The following is an 18,513-nucleotide window of genomic DNA, read 5'->3' as shown; positions in this document are numbered from 1 at the left end:
ATCAATAATATGGTATATTTGCAATAAATCTAATAAACACTACATTATGGAAGCTACCGAGCTGACAACTCTCCAAACAGAGCGATTTTTAAAAAAGATTGTTGAGAAATTCCCCACTTGTGATGACACGTCCATCATGACAGACGTTCACGTGCGCATCTCGCAAGACAGTGGTGAGCTAGTTGCCTTTGACGACGACGACAAAGAAATCACTCGATGTGTGGTGGAGCAGTGGATTGGCAACCAAGACGAAAACTTTTACGAAAAAGCAACGGCAATACTTCGTAAGGTTTGGAGGAACAATCATGAGGCTATCGACGCGATGGGCATCCTGAAACCCTTCAGTTTTGTATTGGAAGACGAGGAAAAAACTTTCATCGCCGAATTGTATGTAGCCGATGACGACACCGTCATCTTAGGCGGTGACCTTATGGAAGGATTGGACCAAGACCTCGACAATTTCCTGACCGACCTGCTTGAGGACTAATTGTCTCCAACCATTCACAACGGCAAGCCTACAGGTTCATACATGTTATCACACGGATGTATATCACCACCTATGCAACACGTTTGGTGAACCCAAATACACAAGCGGGAAGCCTCCATAGTTAGAGAGGCTTCCCGCTTGTACAATTATATGAGTGTGAAATCAAAACTATTTCGATTCCAAATTATTGTTTACTTGTTTTCCATGTTGGGCAAGTGGAACTCGTAGTTCTTGTCGAAATAATCTTTCACCTTGTTCACTTCGAGGAATGTGGTGCCACCACCCTCGCCAAACGAACCTGACAGATATGCGATCTTGTCCTCCAAACGAATGTACCCCTTCTGCCTGAGCATACGAAGCGCAGCCGTGAACATGTAGTCGGGGCTCACGTGTTCCTTTTGGTAGATAGGAATGACACCATACGAAAGATTGAGCCACCGCTGCGTCTTTTCCTTATAACAGATGGCCAGCACAGGCTTAGGACCACGGAAGGCAGCCAGGTTGCGTGCCGTTTCACCCGTCTCCGAGTCGGTGATGATGCCCGAAACGCCTAACAGGCGAGTGGAGTCGATAGCCGCGTGAGCAAGAAACTCACGCTGCGTGCAACGCTCATTGAGAGGCACCTCGTCCTGATAACCCAAGTTGAAGCGGTCTTGCTCGGCCTGCTCCGCAACAGCAGCCATGGTCTGCACGGCCTCCAACGGATACTTTCCGCTTGCCGTCTCGCCACTCAACATCAACGCATCGGTGTTCGAATAGATGGCGTTGGCAATATCGGTCACCTCAGCACGAGTGGGTCTTGGATTCTCAATCATGGTGTGAAGCATTTGCGTAGCCACAATAACCGGCTTCTTCTTCTGCACACACTTATTGATAATCATGCGCTGAATACCGGGTATCTTCTCAATAGGAACCTCTATACCCAAGTCGCCACGAGCCACCATTATACCGTAACAGGCATCTATAATCTCGTCGATATTGTCAACGCCCTCCTGATTCTCAATCTTTGCGATAATCTTAATGTCTGAGTGATGCTCATCCAAAATATCCTGCACGGCCTTCACATCTGCTGCCGATCTCACAAAGCTATGAGCTATGAAATCAATATCTTCATCAATGGCCAACAAGATGTTGCGCTTATCCTTCTCGGTGAGGGCTGGCAAATCGATATGTTCGCCCGGCACATTGACGCTCTTATGAGCGCCCAACACACCGTCGTTTTGCATGGTGGCATAAACCGTGGGACCCACAATATCCATGACGACCATATCGAGCAGGCCATCATCAATGAGGATATGGTCACCCACCTTCACGTCGCGAGTGAAATCTTTATAATTCACATTGATGATGTCGTGGGTGGTATCCATCTCCGGCCGACCGAAGATCTTCACCACATCACCTGTTTTATAAGCGATTTTCTCCTTGACATCGGTCGTTCGGACCTCCGGACCCTTGGTGTCAATGAGAATTCCAATATGCGGCGAAACGGCACGCACATTGCTAATGATATTACGAATACCATCCTGAGTAGCGTGAGCCGTGTTCATCCTGACTACATTCATACCAGCGAAGAAGAGTTTTCGCAGAAAATCCACATCACAACGGCGATCACTGACGGAACATACAATCTTAGTCTGTTTCATAATTTTGATCCTATTTGAGTATGTGCAAAGTTACTATATTTTTTTGGAATTACGAGAGTAAAACCCATCATAAATTATCAAGCGTAAAGGTTTGCGTGCATTTTAACACTCGTACCCATGTACCCCATTCATATTTATTACTACCTTTGCATGTAATAAAGCAATACACAACCATTGGATAACTTATACCCCATGGATTCTGCTTGCACAAACCCATAATGAACTTATAACTAAGACAATCATTCCATCATGAAAGAACTTAAAGCGTTGAACCGACGCACGGCACCCAAAAGCGCAATGCCCGAACGGATCATTCAGTTTGGTGAAGGCAATTTCCTTCGCGCATTTGTCGACTGGATTATTTACAACATGGACCAAAAGACCGATTTCAACTCAAGTGTTGTCGTTGTGCAACCCATAGAGCGCGGCATGGTGGATTGGCTCAACGGGCAAGACTGTCTGTACCATGTGAACTTACAGGGCAAGGAGAACGGCGCCCACGTCAACACGCTTACGCGCATCGATGTCATCAGCAGAGCGCTGAATCCCTATACCCAAAACCAAGCTTTCATGGCGCTCGCTGAGCAGCCTGAGATGCGGTTTGTGATCTCCAACACCACCGAGGCTGGCATCGCCTTCGACCCCGCTTGCAAATTGGGCGACGCACCTGCGGCCAGCTACCCTGGAAAACTCGTGCAATTGTTGTTCCACCGTTACCAGTATTTCAACGGCGACCCCACAAAGGGCATGATCATTATGCCTTGCGAGCTCATCTTCCTAAACGGACATCACCTGAAGGAGTGTATCTACCAATATATTGAACTGTGGAAAAACGACCTTGGTAAGGACTACGAAGGATTCAAGGCCTGGTTCACCAATCATTGCTATGTTTGCGCCACACTCGTAGACCGCATCGTACCTGGTTTTCCACGCGACACCATCAACGAAATCCAACAGAAGATTTGCTACAAGGACAACCTCGTAGTGAAAGCGGAGAACTTCCACCTGTGGGTCATCGAAAAGGCTGAGAATATGACCGTCGAAAAGATGAGAGAGGAGTTCCCCGCAGAGAAGGCTGGTCTTCATGTTCTCATCACCGACAACGAGAAGCCTTACCATGCTCGCAAGGTTACTTTGCTCAATGGTCCTCACACGGTACTCTCGCCTGTGGCTTTCCTGAGCGGAGTCAACATCGTTCGCGATGCATGCGAGCATCCCGTCATAGGAAGCTACATCCACAAGGTGCAGTTCGACGAACTCATGCAAACCCTCGACCTGCCCATCGACGAATGCAAGCAGTTTGCCAACGATGTGCTCGAGCGTTTCGAGAACCCGTTCGTCGACCATCAGGTTACATCCATCATGCTCAACAGCTTCCCCAAATACGAGACACGCGACTTACCCGGCGTAAAGACCTATCTCAAACGTAAGGGTAAATTGCCCGAAGGATTGGTATTGGGTTTGGCCGCCATCATTACCTATTATAAAGGTGGAAAGCGCGACGACGGCACCGACATCGTTCCCAACGATGACCAGAAGATTATGGACCACCTCACCGAGTTGTGGGCAACGGGCAATACACAGGCTGTTGCTGAAGGCGTGTTGGCATTCGACTACGTATGGCATGAGAACCTCAACCAAACAGTGCCAGGGCTCTGCGACATGGTGAAGCGCTATCTCGACCTCATCCAAGAGAAGGGAATGCTTGAAGCAGTAAAGACCATTTTATAAGCAACCATTCGCGGTGGGCAAAACCAGCCCTTAAGCGATGGAGGCGTCAGACGTGCGTCACCACACAAATAAACAATCCGCAAAACTCCATATAGGTGAAGTCTTGCGGATTTTTATTTTTCACTTTGAAGAAAATGCTATCAACCTTTCAGTTGGTGGGCTATCTCTCATTCTATATGATCAGGCGTTTAAGTATTGCGAGCACATTTCCGCGCAACGCTCACCATCCACACCGGCCGACACAATACCTCCGGCATAACCAGCACCTTCACCACAGGGGAATAGTCCGCGCAAACGAACATGTTGCAAGGTGTCGGGCTCGCGGATGATGCGCACCGGGCTCGACGTGCGTGTCTCGGTAGCAATAATCACCGCCTCATTAGTTAAGAAGCCATGTTTGTGCTTGCCGAAATACTTGAATCCTTCTTGCAAACGATGGGCCACAAACGGAGGCAACCAGAAATGAATAGGCGAACTGATCAAGCCTGGAGCATAGCTGCTGGCAGGGAGATCATAGCTAAGGCGATTATTAACAAAATCGGCCATGCGCTGGGCAGGTGCCGTCTGTTGTCGGTTGCCTTGCTGCCAACACATCTTCTCAAGCTGTTCTTGGAAATGCATCATGCTGAGCACTGCATCGTCCGAGACCGGTTCAGCCTCACTCAACAAAGGAGGCATAGCCCTTACATCGTCTGGCTCCAACTGGACCACCATGCCCGAGTTGCTCCATTTTGTGCCACGATTGCTGGGCGACATGCCGTTGACCACGATTTGCTCAGGTCCGGTGGCGGCGGGTATGACAAAACCACCAGGACACATGCAGAACGAATAAACGCCTCGGCCATCAACCTGTGTCACCACGGAATATTCAGCTGCGGGCAGATATTTGCCGCGGCCCTGCTTTGAGTGATATTGTAGTTGATCGATGAGTTGCGCGGGATGCTCCAGGCGAACGCCCACAGCAATTCCCTTGGCTTCCATCTCCACATGGGCTTTATGGAGGAAACGGTATACGTCGCGCGCACTATGACCGGTAGCCAAAATCACAGGGCCGCGGAACACCTGCTCTTGACCGGTAACCTGATCCACAGCCTCAACACCCACTACGGTATCGCCTTCCATCAGTAGCGACGTCATCTTGGTTTGGAAGTGGACCTCTCCCCCACTTTGTAGGATCTGGTTGCGCATGTTCTCAATGACACGCGGCAACTTATCTGTACCAATATGGGGATGGGCATCAGCCAAAATCGACGTGGAAGCGCCAAACTGGCAAAACACATTCAGGATCTTTTCTGTAGACCCACGCTTCTTGCTTCGCGTATAGAGTTTGCCATCGCTGTAAGCGCCAGCACCACCCTCGCCAAAACAGTAGTTGCTCTCAGGGTCCACACGCTGCGTCTTGGTTATCAAAGCCATGTCTTTCTTGCGTTCGTGTACATCCTTTCCACGCTCCAACACCACTGGCTTGAAGCCCAGTTCCACCAAGCGCAAGGCGGCAAACAGGCCACCAGGCCCCAGACCCACCACAACAACACGCGGACGATCCGACACATCACCATAAACGGTAGGCACATAAGCTTCGTCCTGCGGCAGTTCGTTGACATAAACCCGTACCGACAAATTGACATAGATGGTGCGCTGACGGGCGTCGATGCTACGTCGTAGCACACGCACACGCTGAATGGTGCGAGCGTCTAATCCCTTGTCACGAGCCAAAAAGTCGACGAGACCTTGCTCATTGTACGCTACCTGCGGAAGAACCCTTATCTGATATTCATTGACCATATTCAACAATCTTTATTACCCAAGCGATGCTTACGCTCACTTACAGTTTCACCTTTACCTTCTTTGCCTTGCTCTCGTTCTGCAATCGGTCGAGCGCCGTGACAACATAGGTAAACTTCTGCGAACCATTGCGGTAAGGCAACTGGTACATGGTCTTGTCGGTGATGGCGATAATCTTCGACGGGTCCTCCAGGTTGATCTTTTCACCTTTGGCAAAACGATAGATCACAAACTTATTGGCAATATCGCCCCAGTTCTTTCCCTTAGGAACCTGCCAGAAGAGAATGTAGCCACCGCTTGTCCAAACGGGCTTCACCTTACGCGGCGACTTAGGACGCTTGCTGTCGATGAAGGGCATCAAAGGTTGCAGCGCAGGGTACTTCCAGCAATGGTTTCTCAGCACCATGCCATAGTTGCCAATATTGTCGACTACGGCTTTGGCATACCACAATACGGTGCCCTGCACATGGCGCATGTCCTGATGGAGGGCATGCTTAGCAGCCATCTGATGACTTCTCGAATCCATCAGGTCAGGATATTTGCACGTGCGCTCCACATCCTCACCAATGAAAAGCGGGCGTTTCGAAGCATGCTTGTCCCACCATTTGATGAGCGTCTCGTAGTCGGCTGTGGGGTGGCCTATCTGCCAATAGATCTGCGGAACACAATAATCTACCCAGCCGTTGTCGATCCACGTCAGCACATCGGCATACAAATCGTCGTAGTTTTGCAGGCCGCTGGTCAGCGAGCCCAACTGCGAATCGGACTTGCGGTTGCGATAAATACCGAAGGGAGAGACGCCAAATTTCACCCAAGGCTTGCAACGATGAATGGTCTCATACAACTGCTTGATGAACAAGTTGACATTATCGCGACGCCAATCGCCAATATACGAAAAGCCACGTCGGTCGGCCTCAAACTGCGCCTGGTCGGGAATGGCCTGGCCGGCCACAGGATAAGGATAGAAGTAATCGTCGATGTGGAATCCATCGATGTCGTAACGCGACACAATATCTTCGGCCACCTTACAGATGTAATCGCGGTTGGCTTGATAGGCTGGGTTGAGAAGGTACTGACCATCATAGGCGAAACACAACTCCGGATGGCGCTTCACCACATGGTTGGGCGCAAGCGCGGTAGTGCCTTTTGTCTTGGCTCTGAACGGATTGATCCAAGCATGGAGCTCCATGCCACGCTGATGGCATTGCTCCACCATCCACTGTAAGGGATCCCAATAAGGCTGCGGGGCGCGACCTTGTTGGCGGGTGAGGAAACGACTCCAGGGTTCCAACTGGCTCTCGTAAAGAGCGTCACACTCGGGGCGCACTTGGAATATGATGGCGTTCACTCCATCTTTTTGCAGTTCATCGAGCTGATAGGTCAGAGTTTGCTGCATCTGACGGGTCGACATGCCCATGAATTGTCCATTAACTGCTTGGATCCAAGCTCCACGAAACTCTCGCTTCTGCGCATGAACCATTATCACGCTCAAAAGCATCGTTAAAAGTAATATGCTGATTCGTCTCATAGCTTTGTTGGGGCGCAAGGCCTTCATTTTTCGCAAAGTTACAAAAAAAACGAATGACAATACCTACATTGGGTTGGGTTTTTAACCACACACGCTACATTTGCGCAAAAATCAAGGCATATTACGGCAAACAACGTCCCCAAACCCTCCAATAAGCCATCATGGGTTTTATTCTTTCACTCATTATAGCCGAATCATCAAACTTTGAAAACAAACATGATAACGATCAAAATTGTTGATTTTTATTGCCAAAAAGTTAGTCTTAGTTTTGAGATGAAATAGAAGAGGAAATCGACATTTTTACAACAACATGAGGGCGCAAACAAGCAATGCCATTGCGAAACATGGTCTATCGAAGTGGCGTTAGGCATCTTTCGAGCCTCAGTTGAGTAGGTATCGCATTACCGTTGGGCATGTTTGGCACTACGAAACATGCCTAACGGTAATGCGGAAGGCAACAAACGATATAGCAGATATAAAGATAAATACATAATGCGCTGATTATTAGCAAATTGCATACACGCGCTAAAAATCGCTCATTTGCGCCAAATATTTCTGCCGTGAAAAAGAAATGTGTAGTTTTAGATGTAGTTTGTTATGGTTTTTAACCTCATTATTCACAATCCACATCACCACTCTGTCCCTTCAGGCAAACTTAGGGCATCTGTGTTAGAAGGGCATGCCAACAGCAAAATGGAAGGAGAAATCGCGACTGAAAACGGGATTAAACAGGGCCCAATGCTCACGCTGGTTGGTGTAAGCAGGATTGACGGCCTTCATACCCATGTCGAAGCGAAGGATGAAATAGTCGAAATTGAGGCGCAAGCCCAAACCGTAGGCCACCGCAATCTGCTTATAAAATTCATTAAACTTAAACTGTCCACCAGGCTGTTCTTGGTAGTTACGCAAGGTCCAGATATTTCCTGCGTCGACAAACACGGCGCCATTAAACTTCCAGAACAGGAAGGTGCGATACTCCATGTTCAGGTCAAGCTTCATATCGCCCGTCTGGTTGATGAAGTCGATGCGGCCGTCGGTACCACGGAACTTACCCGGACCAAGTTGGCGCACCCCCCATCCGCGAACGGAGTTGGCTCCTCCTGAGAAATAGCGTTTCTCAAAGGGAAGCACGCTACTATTGCCATACGGGATAGCTATGCCAAAGCCGCCATGAAGCGCCAACGCGTTATGACTATCAAATTGGATGAGGCGTGTAAAATCGAAATCGAACTTGGCATATTGGGCAAAGGCGATGTTGAACAACGTGTGCTGTCCGCTGCTGTTCTTCTTGAAACCCGCAACACGCGAGATACCGCTAAGCAAGTTGCCTGCTGTCTCAACATTGGCACGAATGGCATCGACTCCATTGTTATAGGTCAGGCCAAAGCCAATCTTCATGATGAAAAGGTCCTCGTAATTGTAACGAAGAATAGCATTTCGGTTCGATACGCTGTCGAGGTAGTCGTGCTTAAACTTCTCGCTGATCCAAGGCATATAAACGTAGTTCAAATCGAGCGCATCGAGACGGAAATTCAGATGACGGGGAGTGTCAGACCAACGGTAGCGCCACGCCGCCGAGAAAACTCGACGGTGGAACTCAGGACGATTCTGCAAGTCCCATGCCACAGCAAGTTCCGACGTTGCGTTGCTTCGCTTGCAAAAAGAGCGCGAAAGGAATGGCGCCATGAAGCGCGGGAAGGTCAACTTGGCCTCAACACTATATTCCTCATAATCCTCATCGTGATAGCCTTCAAGGCCCGTGATGGCTTCGAAGGCCCCACGAAACTGAAGACTGAGTTGCTCACTTCCTCTGAAAAGGTTTCGATTGACGTAGGTAAGCGAAGCAGCTGCGCCAAGGTCGCCTGCCGTATTGGTACCCTCGGGTTGGAAAGAAATGGTGGAAGGCTTCTGCGTGCTCACCAAGATGTCACAATCGAGAAGTGTCGTATCGGGAACCTCTGCAAAACGAATGTTCGTATATCTAACCGCTTGCAAACGGGCAAACTTGTTGTAGGTGGCCTGCAAATCCGAAGCGCTGAAGGGTGCTCCTTCAGTCAACATGGTAGCGTTTTCCATCACCGAACGATGCAAATGCAACGGTCCCTCACCACCCTGATGGTAGTCAATGAAACGAATGAAATATCGCGGATGGTTGGTTGCAGGCGAATTGTTGTTCTCACGGTATTTCAACAGGTGGAGAGTGAGATTCACCTGGTTGTCCTTACTTGAGGAATCTGCATCGAACAGAATATAGTCTTTGTGAAATTTGTAAAAGCCTGAGTCCAACAAGATGGTAGTGATGCGCTTACGCTCATCGTTCAAACGCGACACGACGAAACGGTCGCCAGAGCGCAATCCGTCGCCCATGCCTTTACTTCCCTTCGCCATCTGGCTTTTCTGGTAATTCAGAAGCACTTGGGCAACGGCCGAATCCTCAATGTTATACGACATCCGGTCGATGAAATAGGGTGTGCCCGGATGCAGCGTATAAATGGCCTTCAGTTTTTTGCCCTTCACCTTCGTACGCAAATCTACGACAGCGTGCATATAACCTTGGTTGACCATGGCCTGCCGAAGATCCTCCACCGACAAGCGAGCCTGCACACTATCGTACACCACGGGTTTCTCACCAATGCGATGCAGGGTGCGGTTTATCCATTTAGTGGAGTCACGTCCCGACAAGGCGTAAGTGGCCATGGGTATCTTAAACACCGAGAACCATTTGGAATTGGCCTTTTGGCGAATATATGGAGCCAAGGAAGAAGCGTCAAACCCTTTCTCTCCACTCTTCACTTGAACACTTTCCAAAAGATATTTCTCTTCTGGAACAAACTTGGTGGCGCTGCACGATGCTAACAGGCAGGCTATTAGGATGGGAAAAAGTAAACGCTGTGGCTTCAAGGAATTAAACTTTAGATTGCAAAGATACTGCTTTTTACCAACAGTACACATAGAAACATACATATTTTTTAGCTTTTTCCAACAATATTCACTACCTTTGCATAAAATCAATATCATTATGGACATTGTAAACTCACAATTCGTTATATCGGCACCCAACGTCAACATGTGCCCGTCAGACAACAAACCCGAGTTCGCATTTATTGGTCGAAGCAATGTGGGAAAATCATCGCTCATCAACATGCTATGCAACCATAAGGGACTGGCCAAAACCAGTGCCACACCGGGTAAGACGTTGCTTGTCAACCACTTCATCATCAACAAGGAGTGGTATCTGGTGGATTTGCCAGGCTACGGATATGCCAAGCGTTCCAAAAAGGTACAGGAACAGTTGGACAGAATGATCCGCACGTATATCCTACAACGCGAGCAACTGGTGAACCTCTTTGTGCTCATCGACATCAGGCACGATCCACAAAAGATCGACCGCGAGTTTATCGACTGGCTCGGGCTCTCGCAAATTCCGTTCTCTATCATCTTCACAAAGGCCGACAAATTGAGTGGTGGACGCGCCAGAGCCAACGCTAAGGCATGGATCGACTCGTTGCTCGACACATGGGAGACTCCTCCACCCTACTTCGTAACCAGTTCGGAAGCCAAAACCGGCCGCCAGGAAGTGCTTGACTATATTGATGATATTCTTAAGAAGCTATGACACCCTACTTGGACATTCAAAACCTGACCAAGCGCTTCGGAGCGAGGGTCTTGTTTGAGGATATTTCGTTTTCTATCGCCGAAGGACAAAAGGTGGGATTGATTGCCCAAAACGGAACGGGCAAGTCAACGCTCATGTCGATACTCACCGGACATGAGGGCTACGAGAGCGGTTCCATCATTTGGCGCAACGACCTGCGCATCGGTTTCTTGGAGCAGTCGCCTAAGTTCGACCCCGAGGAATCGGTGCTCGATGCTTGCTTCAACCATCAAGGCAACGAAGAGAAGGTGTTGAGAGCCAAGCAAATACTGACCCAACTGCACATCACCGACCTGCAGCAACCCATGGGACAACTTAGCGGTGGACAACAGAAACGCGTGGCCTTGGCAAACGCATTGCTTAACGATCCCGACTTCCTGCTGCTCGATGAGCCGACTAACCATCTCGACCTGGAGATGATTGTTTGGTTGGAGGGATATTTGTCGCGTTCCAACCTTACCCTGCTTATGGTGACCCACGACCGCTATTTCCTCGACCACGTATGTAACATCATATTGGAACTGGCCGACAATCGCATTTACAGCTATCGTGGCAACTACAGTTATTATCTCGACAAGCGACAGGAGCGCATCGACAACCAACGGGCAGAGATCGCTCGAGCCAACAACCTCTATCGCACAGAGCTTGAATGGATGAGGCGCATGCCACAGGCACGTGGACACAAGGCGCGATACAGGGAAGAGGCGTTCTATGAACTGGAAGCAAAAGCCAAGCAGCGCATTGAGGATAGGCAGATGCGCCTCAAAGCTAGCAACGTATATATCGGATCGAAAATATTCGAATGCCAATACGTATCAAAAAAATTTGAGGACAATGGGCAGGAAAAGGTGATCCTCGACAATTTCTACTACAACTTCGCACGCTTTGAGAAGATGGGAATCGTGGGAAACAACGGCACAGGAAAGTCGACTTTCGTGAAGATGCTATTGGGGCTCACGCCTTCCGACTCTGGAAAATTCGACATTGGCGAGACGGTGCGCTTTGGCTATTTCTCACAAGAGGGACTAAAGTTCGATGAGAACGAGAAGGTGATTGACGTAATTACCGACATTGCCGACTATATCGACTTGGGCGGTGGACGGAAGATGACGGCATCGCAGTTTCTCAACTACTTCATGATTCCACCAGAAGAGCAGCATAACTATGTTTACAAACTGAGTGGAGGCGAGCGACGAAAGTTGTACCTATGTACCGTACTGATGCGCAACCCCAACTTCTTGGTGCTCGACGAGCCTACCAACGACCTCGACATTCAGACCCTGCAGGTGCTCGAAGAATATCTGCAAGACTTCCCCGGATGTGTTATCATCATCAGCCACGACCGATATTTCATGGACAAGGTGGTCGACCATCTGTTGGTATTTGAAGGCAATGGTGTAATTAAGGACTTCCCCGGCAACTACACACAGTACCGTGAATGGAAGTCATTGAAATCGAAGGAGGAAGAAACGGCCCAGCAAAACAAGGTCGCTAACACTAAGGTTGCGAAGAAAAAAGACTATCATCACGACGACAGGCGACGCATGTCGTACAAGGAGAAGCGCGAATACGAGCAACTGGAAAAGGAAATAAAAGCCTTGGAAAAGGAAAAAGCCTGCATCGAAGAGGCTTTGAGCTCCGGAACGCTATCGGTGGACGAGATAACTGAAAAAAGCAAACGCCTACCGCTGGTCAACGACGAACTCGATGAGAAAGAAATGCGCTGGCTGGAGTTGGACGAGCTCGATCACTAAACAAGCCCCTAAAAGTGACGGGAGGAAAGCATCATGTTCTATCAAGCAAGCAAGTCACTTGACAAAAACAGGCGCACAAGGAGCATCACATGGCTCCTTGTGTGCATACTTTTTGCTTGCCCTCAAATACAAGGACACACTCCCGTTCCTGAGAAAAAAACGAGCATTACGCATCATAAGGATGCGGAAATCACCAATCAAGACCCTAAGGTTCAAGCTGATCGCGCCCTATTGGAGCGCATATACCAATATGCCAGTCGTACGGACACAAACGCGAACCCACACGACACGAGCTACGCCTACACAAAATTTTATCTACGAATACACCGAAAGAACCCTACCCTAATGTTGGTTCCATCGGTGTATGCCATTGCCCATAGGAACGAGCGTGAGTTTGTTGGAGAAACTTACAACATCCTCTATCGAAAAGGCAAACACCATTACGAAAGCAAGAACCTCATCAACTTAACTACCGTGCCACACCAACGAAGCACGTTCGACGTGATGTTGAGGTATCTAACGCCCAAGATTTATAGTGAGACCATCATCGACAACACCATCATCTCACCCTTCCACGCAGCCAACCATCGGTTCTATAAGTATCAGATGAGTCAGTCTGCAAATGGAAAAACTTTACTGACAATCACCCCAAAACGAAAAAACACGCAACTGGTGATTGGCACAGCTATTGTGGACACGCAAAGTGGACGCATCGTGTCGTGCGACTTAACAGGAGAATACGACATGACTAACTTCCAAATGCATATAGACATGGGAAAGGGAGATGCCGCCCCACTCATACCCTCGCGATGCGAAGTGGACATAAGGTTCATGTTTTTACAAAGCAAAGTAACAGGAAAATACATGGCGAGATATGGACTAACCAATACCCTACAAGCAGACACCACACTCACGAAATACGAAAAACTATGCCAAATAAGGCCCGAGCCACTCAACAAAAACGAACAAGCCGTTTACGATAAGTTACTTGAACAACAACGGGTAAAAGACTCTATAAGAACAAGTTCTGCCAACAACGAAAACGAAAAGAAGAAACGCAATTTTGGAAAAGACGTATTATGGGATGTGGTTGGCGATAACGTGTTCAATCGAGTAAGAACTCATTTTGGCCTCAACAACCAAGGATACATTCGTCTTAACCCTGTACTAAATCCACTGTACATGGGCTACGACAACCGACGTGGCTTCACATATAAGTTCGACATCCGTGCCAGTTACCAATTCTCACAAAACTCAGAGCTGTCCTTACGCCTCAACGCAGGATACGCTTTTAAGCAACACCAGTTCTATTTCCGATTACCCGTCTACTATTATTTCAACAAGCGGCGCAACGGATACCTCAAGTTGGAATGGAACAATGGAAATCACATTCAAAATGCATCGGTAAGAAGAAAGATTGAACAAGCTAATCCTGATAGCACGCTATACGACTATGGACGGTTGAATGAGTTTAAGCAGACGGAGGTTAGGGCAATTGTCAACTACGACCTTTCTGACAAATGGAGTATTCAGTTGGGTTCGCTCTTTCAACGGAAATCGGCCGTTCACAAGAGCGATTTCGACAAGTTTGCGTGGGAAAAGAAATATATATCATTCGCCCCTGTGGTTGAAATACAATATCGACCCATAGGATGGAATGGGCCTATCCTCTCCCTCGACTATGACCGAGGTATCAAAGGATTTGCAAAAGCCAATACCGGCTATGAACGATGGGAGCTCAACGCCGACTACGTTTACCAAGTAAACCAGTTGCAATCATGGAAGATGCGACTGGGAACGGGTTTCTACACCAACAAGGATCGTGACGCCTACTTCCTTAACTATGAGAATTTCAGGGAGAACAACCTACCTGGAGGATGGAACGACGATACGAATGGTGAGTTTGAACTGCTGAGAGGTGACACTTACAACATGTCGGAATATTACGTCAGAGCCAACTTAACCTATGAGAGTCCATTGCTTTTGTTAAGTTGGATTCCATGGGTTGGACGTTACGTGGAAATGGAAAGGGTATATGTTTCCGCACTCGATGTAAAGAGAGCGCACCCATACGTGGAAGTGGGATACGGCTTAACATGCCGCCTCATGTCGCTTGGACTCTTCGTTAGCAACGGCCGAGGCAATAGGGCCATTGGCGCAACATTCGGTTTCGAGCTGTTCCGCCATTGGTAAAACTGATGAATGGCCATCGAAAGACAAAGACTACGCTTTCCCAAACAATTCCATAACGTTAACCACAGGCTGCTCTTACATCACACAATACGATTTCTGCACGATTCCAATCCCTGCTCTTACATCACCAGGAAATAGCTCTAACCAGAACTCTAAAAGCGTGTATCGTATCTTCAATGATTTTTTCATATTTAGGCATGCGGCAACTATATCTGAACCTGCCTACGACGACAACTACATCAGCATGCAACTCCAAGCACATCATAATGAACTCTCCAATTCGTCATAGCACAAGACCGTTGTTCGACATGACAAAACAAACTGTCCGGCATTATGAAATCCCGTATTAGGCGTGGCACAATCTCCAATTCATTAAAAGCCATTTCTTCAAGGCGACTCCTGTTTTTAGTACATAAAAAAGCCACTCTCACGCCGTCAATTGCAGACAACATGAAAGTGGCATTTATAAGTTACAAATCAAACGATTTGTTTTAATCTACTAATACTCTTCCCATGACTTAATGTCAATATCTTCTGGCTTCAAGGTGCAGAATGCATGGATGAACGCTGAAGCAAGACGACTATTGGTGATCAACGGCACATTCAAGTCAACAGCTGCGCGGCGAACCTTATAACCGTTGGTCAACTCACGAGGAGTCAAGTCCTTTGGAATGTTAACCACCATGTCGATCTTCTTGTCGTGAAGCAGATCCAAGGCCTGCGGAGTCTTGTTCTCATCCGACGGCCAATAAACCATTGTGTTAGGAATATTGTTCTCGGTAAGATACTTGCTGGTGCCAACGGTAGCATACAACTCGTAACCATTCTTGATTAACTCCTTGGCCGCATCAAGCATCTCAGCCTTCTGCTTAGCACCACCTGTAGAAAGAAGCACAGTGTGAGCAGGAATGCGATGACCCACAGAAAGCATGCTCTTAAGCAATGCTTGGTTAGTATCGTCGCCCAAACAACCCACTTCACCCGTTGAACTCATGTCGACTCCCAATACAGGATCGGCCTTCTGTAAGCGATTGAAACTGAACTGAGATGCCTTAATACCCACATAATCAAGATCGAAGAGATTCTTGTTGGGTTTCTCAACAGGAACACCAAGCATCACCTTTGTTGCCAAATCAATAAGATTGAGCTTCAAGACCTTGCTCACAAACGGGAACGAACGGCTGGCACGAAGGTTACACTCGATAACCAGGATATCGTTCTCACGAGCCATAAACTGACAGTTGAACGGACCTGAAATATGCAGCTCCTCAGCAATCTTACGGGCTACGCGTTTGATGCGGCGCACCGTTTCAACATACAGTTTTTGAGGCGGGAATTGAATAGTCGCATCACCTGAGTGAACACCAGCAAACTCAATGTGCTCAGATATGGCATAAGCCAGAATCTCACCATTGCGTGCTACTGCATCAAACTCAATCTCCTTGGCGTGCTCAATGAACTTAGACACGACAACAGGATGGTCAACGCTAACATTGGCAGCAAGTTGAAGGAAGCGCTCCAATTCCTCCTTGTTCGAACAAATGTTCATGGCAGCACCCGACAATACGTAGCTGGGGCGAACCAACACGGGGAATCCCACGCGATCAACAAACTGATCAATATCCTGCATGCTTGTCAAAGCACTCCATTCCGGTTGGTTGATACCATTGCGAGTCAGCATACTTGAGAACTTAGCACGGTCCTCAGCATTGTCAATATCCTTAGCAGAAGTACCAAGAATGGGCACATTCTGTGCATCAAGATGCATCGCAAGGTTATTGGGAATCTGTCCACCTGTAGACACGATGACACCATGTGGATTTTCCATCTCAATGATATCCATCACACGCTCGAACGTCAACTCATCGAAATAGAGGCGGTCGCACATATCGTAGTCGGTCGACACGGTCTCCGGGTTGTAGTTGATCATGATGCTGCGATAGCCCTGCTTACGGATGGTGTTCAGCGCCTGCACACCGCACCAGTCAAACTCAACCGATGAACCGATGCGATAAGCACCCGATCCCAACACGATGACAGATTGACGATCATTGCTGAACGAGATATCGCTTTGAACACCCGCATAGGTAACATAAAGGTAATTGGTCTGTGCAGGATACTCAGCAGCCAAGGTATCGATCTGCTTAACGACAGGCACAATGCCAAACGACTTGCGCTGGCGACGCACCAAGAGCATAGCCTTATGCATGTTGCCCATCTCCGTTTCAAGACCAATGGCGCGAGCAATCTGGAAGTCTGTGAAGCCATAAACCTTAGCTTCGCGCAACAAGTCACGATCCAATGTGTTCACATTCTTGGTCTTCAGACGCTCATCGATATCGATGATATGCTTCAATTTGTACAAGAACCATCTGTCAATCTTCGTCAACTCATGTATCTGGTCAATCGTATAGCCCTTGTGCATGGCCTTAGAGATAACAAAGATACGCTTGTCTGTAGGCTCACATAGCGCCTCGTCGATATTGGGAATTTCCAATTCCTTGTTCTCCACATATCCATGCATGCCTTGACCTATCATGCGAAGACCCTTCTGGATGGCCTCCTCAAAATTGCGGCCAATGGCCATCACCTCACCGACACTCTTCATAGAAGAGCCCAGTTCCTTGTCTACGCCACGGAATTTGCTCAAATCCCATCTTGGAATCTTACAAACAACGTAGTCGAGCGCAGGCTCAAAGAATGCGCTAGTGGTCTTAGTAACCGAGTTCTTCAACTCAAAGAGACCATAGCCCATGCCTAATTTAGCGGCCACAAAAGCCAAAGGATATCCGGTAGCCTTAGAGGCGAGAGCAGAGCTTCGGCTCAAACGAGCATTGACCTCAATCACACGATAGTCCTCGCTGGCGGGGTCGAAAGCATACTGCACGTTACACTCACCCACAATGCCAATGTGTCTAACAATCTTGATAGACAGAGCACGCAACTTGTGGTACTCAGAATTGGTCAGCGTTTGCGACGGAGCAATGACGATACTCTCACCGGTATGAATGCCCAGCGGGTCGAAGTTCTCCATGTTACACACTGTAATACAGTTGTCGTAACGGTCGCGAACCACCTCATACTCTATTTCTTTCCAGCCCTTCAAGCTCTTCTCCACCAAGACCTGAGGGGAGAACGAGAATGCCTTTTCGCAGATTTTCTGCAACTCAGCGTCGTTGTTTGCGAATCCAGAACCCAGTCCGCCCAACGCATACGCAGCACGCACGATAACTGGATAGCCCAGATCGTTAGCGGCCTTCTGAGCCTGTTCCATGTTCTCGCAGGCCTCGCTCTTGATGGTTTTCACATCAATCTCATCGAGCTTCTCCACGAACAACTCGCGGTCCTCTGTGTCCATAATAGCCTGTACGGGCGTTCCGAGTACCTTAACGCCATACTTTTCCAAAATTCCTTGCTCATAGAGCTCCACACCACAGTTGAGGGCGGTCTGTCCACCAAAGCTCAAGAGAATACCATCGGGCTTCTCCTTTTGGATAACGCGCTCCACAAAATGGGGTTGAACGGGCAAATAATAGATATGGTCTGCCACACCTTCCGATGTCTGCACGGTGGCGATATTGGGGTTGATAAGAACCGTCTCCACGCCCTCTTCGCGCAAAGCTTTCAAGGCTTGTGAGCCTGAGTAGTCAAATTCGCCTGCCTCACCGATCTTCAGTGCACCTGAACCAAGGAGGAGGACTTTTTTTATGTTAGAATCCTTCATGAGATTTCAATAT

General features: G+C 48.3%; 10 protein-coding genes. 5 read left to right on the top strand and 5 right to left on the bottom strand.

Annotated features, from left to right (window positions below; translation table 11 throughout):
* Positions 1-46 precede the first annotated feature (46 nt).
* Entirely contained in the window at positions 47-487 is a 441-nt protein-coding gene (locus WKK33_RS05085; protein WP_337468259.1) for a hypothetical protein, read from the top strand.
* A 191-nt stretch (positions 488-678) separates the two neighbouring features.
* Here WKK33_RS05085 and pyk read toward each other — a convergent pair whose 3' ends face one another.
* Positions 679-2,130: a pyruvate kinase gene (gene pyk / locus WKK33_RS05080; protein ID WP_309439010.1), complete on the bottom strand. Its 1,452-nt coding sequence runs from the start codon at positions 2,128-2,130 to the stop codon at positions 679-681.
* A gap of 249 nt (positions 2,131-2,379) precedes the next feature.
* On the opposite strand from pyk, the gene WKK33_RS05075 reads away from it, so the two are divergent.
* Positions 2,380-3,861: a tagaturonate reductase gene (locus WKK33_RS05075; protein ID WP_337932784.1), complete on the top strand. Its 1,482-nt coding sequence runs from the start codon at positions 2,380-2,382 to the stop codon at positions 3,859-3,861.
* Between the two features lie 180 nt (positions 3,862-4,041).
* On the opposite strand, the gene WKK33_RS05070 is transcribed toward WKK33_RS05075, so the two are convergent.
* The 3 genes from WKK33_RS05070 to WKK33_RS05060 all read right to left on the bottom strand — a co-directional run bounded on the left by WKK33_RS05070 (position 4,042) and on the right by WKK33_RS05060 (position 10,075).
* Positions 4,042-5,646: an FAD-dependent protein gene (locus WKK33_RS05070; protein WP_337932783.1), complete on the bottom strand. Its 1,605-nt coding sequence runs from the start codon at positions 5,644-5,646 to the stop codon at positions 4,042-4,044.
* A gap of 40 nt (positions 5,647-5,686) precedes the next feature.
* A complete protein-coding gene (locus WKK33_RS05065) occupies positions 5,687-7,174 on the bottom strand; it encodes a family 10 glycosylhydrolase (protein ID WP_337932782.1) in 1,488 nt (495 codons plus the stop codon).
* 669 nt (positions 7,175-7,843) lie between these two features.
* Complete coding sequence (locus WKK33_RS05060; protein ID WP_337932780.1) at positions 7,844-10,075, bottom strand: BamA/TamA family outer membrane protein; 2,232 nt, start codon at positions 10,073-10,075, stop codon at positions 7,844-7,846.
* 118 nt (positions 10,076-10,193) lie between these two features.
* On the opposite strand from WKK33_RS05060, the gene yihA reads away from it, so the two are divergent.
* From yihA to WKK33_RS05045, 3 genes are all read left to right on the top strand, one after another.
* Complete coding sequence (gene yihA, locus WKK33_RS05055) at positions 10,194-10,790, top strand: ribosome biogenesis GTP-binding protein YihA/YsxC (RefSeq protein ID WP_215759138.1); 597 nt, start codon at positions 10,194-10,196, stop codon at positions 10,788-10,790.
* Positions 10,787-12,583, top strand: a complete 1,797-nt coding sequence (locus WKK33_RS05050; RefSeq protein WP_337568810.1) for an ABC-F family ATP-binding cassette domain-containing protein — start codon at positions 10,787-10,789, stop codon at positions 12,581-12,583. Before yihA ends, WKK33_RS05050 begins: the two co-directional genes overlap by 4 nt.
* A gap of 165 nt (positions 12,584-12,748) precedes the next feature.
* On the top strand, positions 12,749-14,776 hold the full coding sequence (locus WKK33_RS05045) for a DUF5686 family protein (RefSeq protein WP_337932804.1): 2,028 nt from the start codon (positions 12,749-12,751) through the stop codon (positions 14,774-14,776).
* Positions 14,777-15,275: 499 nt separating this feature from the next.
* Here WKK33_RS05045 and carB read toward each other — a convergent pair whose 3' ends face one another.
* Positions 15,276-18,500 carry a carbamoyl-phosphate synthase (glutamine-hydrolyzing) large subunit gene (gene carB, locus WKK33_RS05040; RefSeq protein ID WP_337569505.1) on the bottom strand — a complete coding sequence of 1,075 codons (3,225 nt, stop codon included), beginning with the start codon at positions 18,498-18,500 and terminating at the stop codon, positions 15,276-15,278.
* Positions 18,501-18,513: the final 13 nt, after the last annotated feature.

This window comes from Hallella sp. (assembly GCF_037460745.1).
GTDB classification, from domain to species: Bacteria; Bacteroidota; Bacteroidia; order Bacteroidales; family Bacteroidaceae; genus Prevotella; species Prevotella faecis.
Note: the sequence above shows the minus strand (reverse complement) of the source record. Positions and strands in the feature narration are given on the sequence as shown.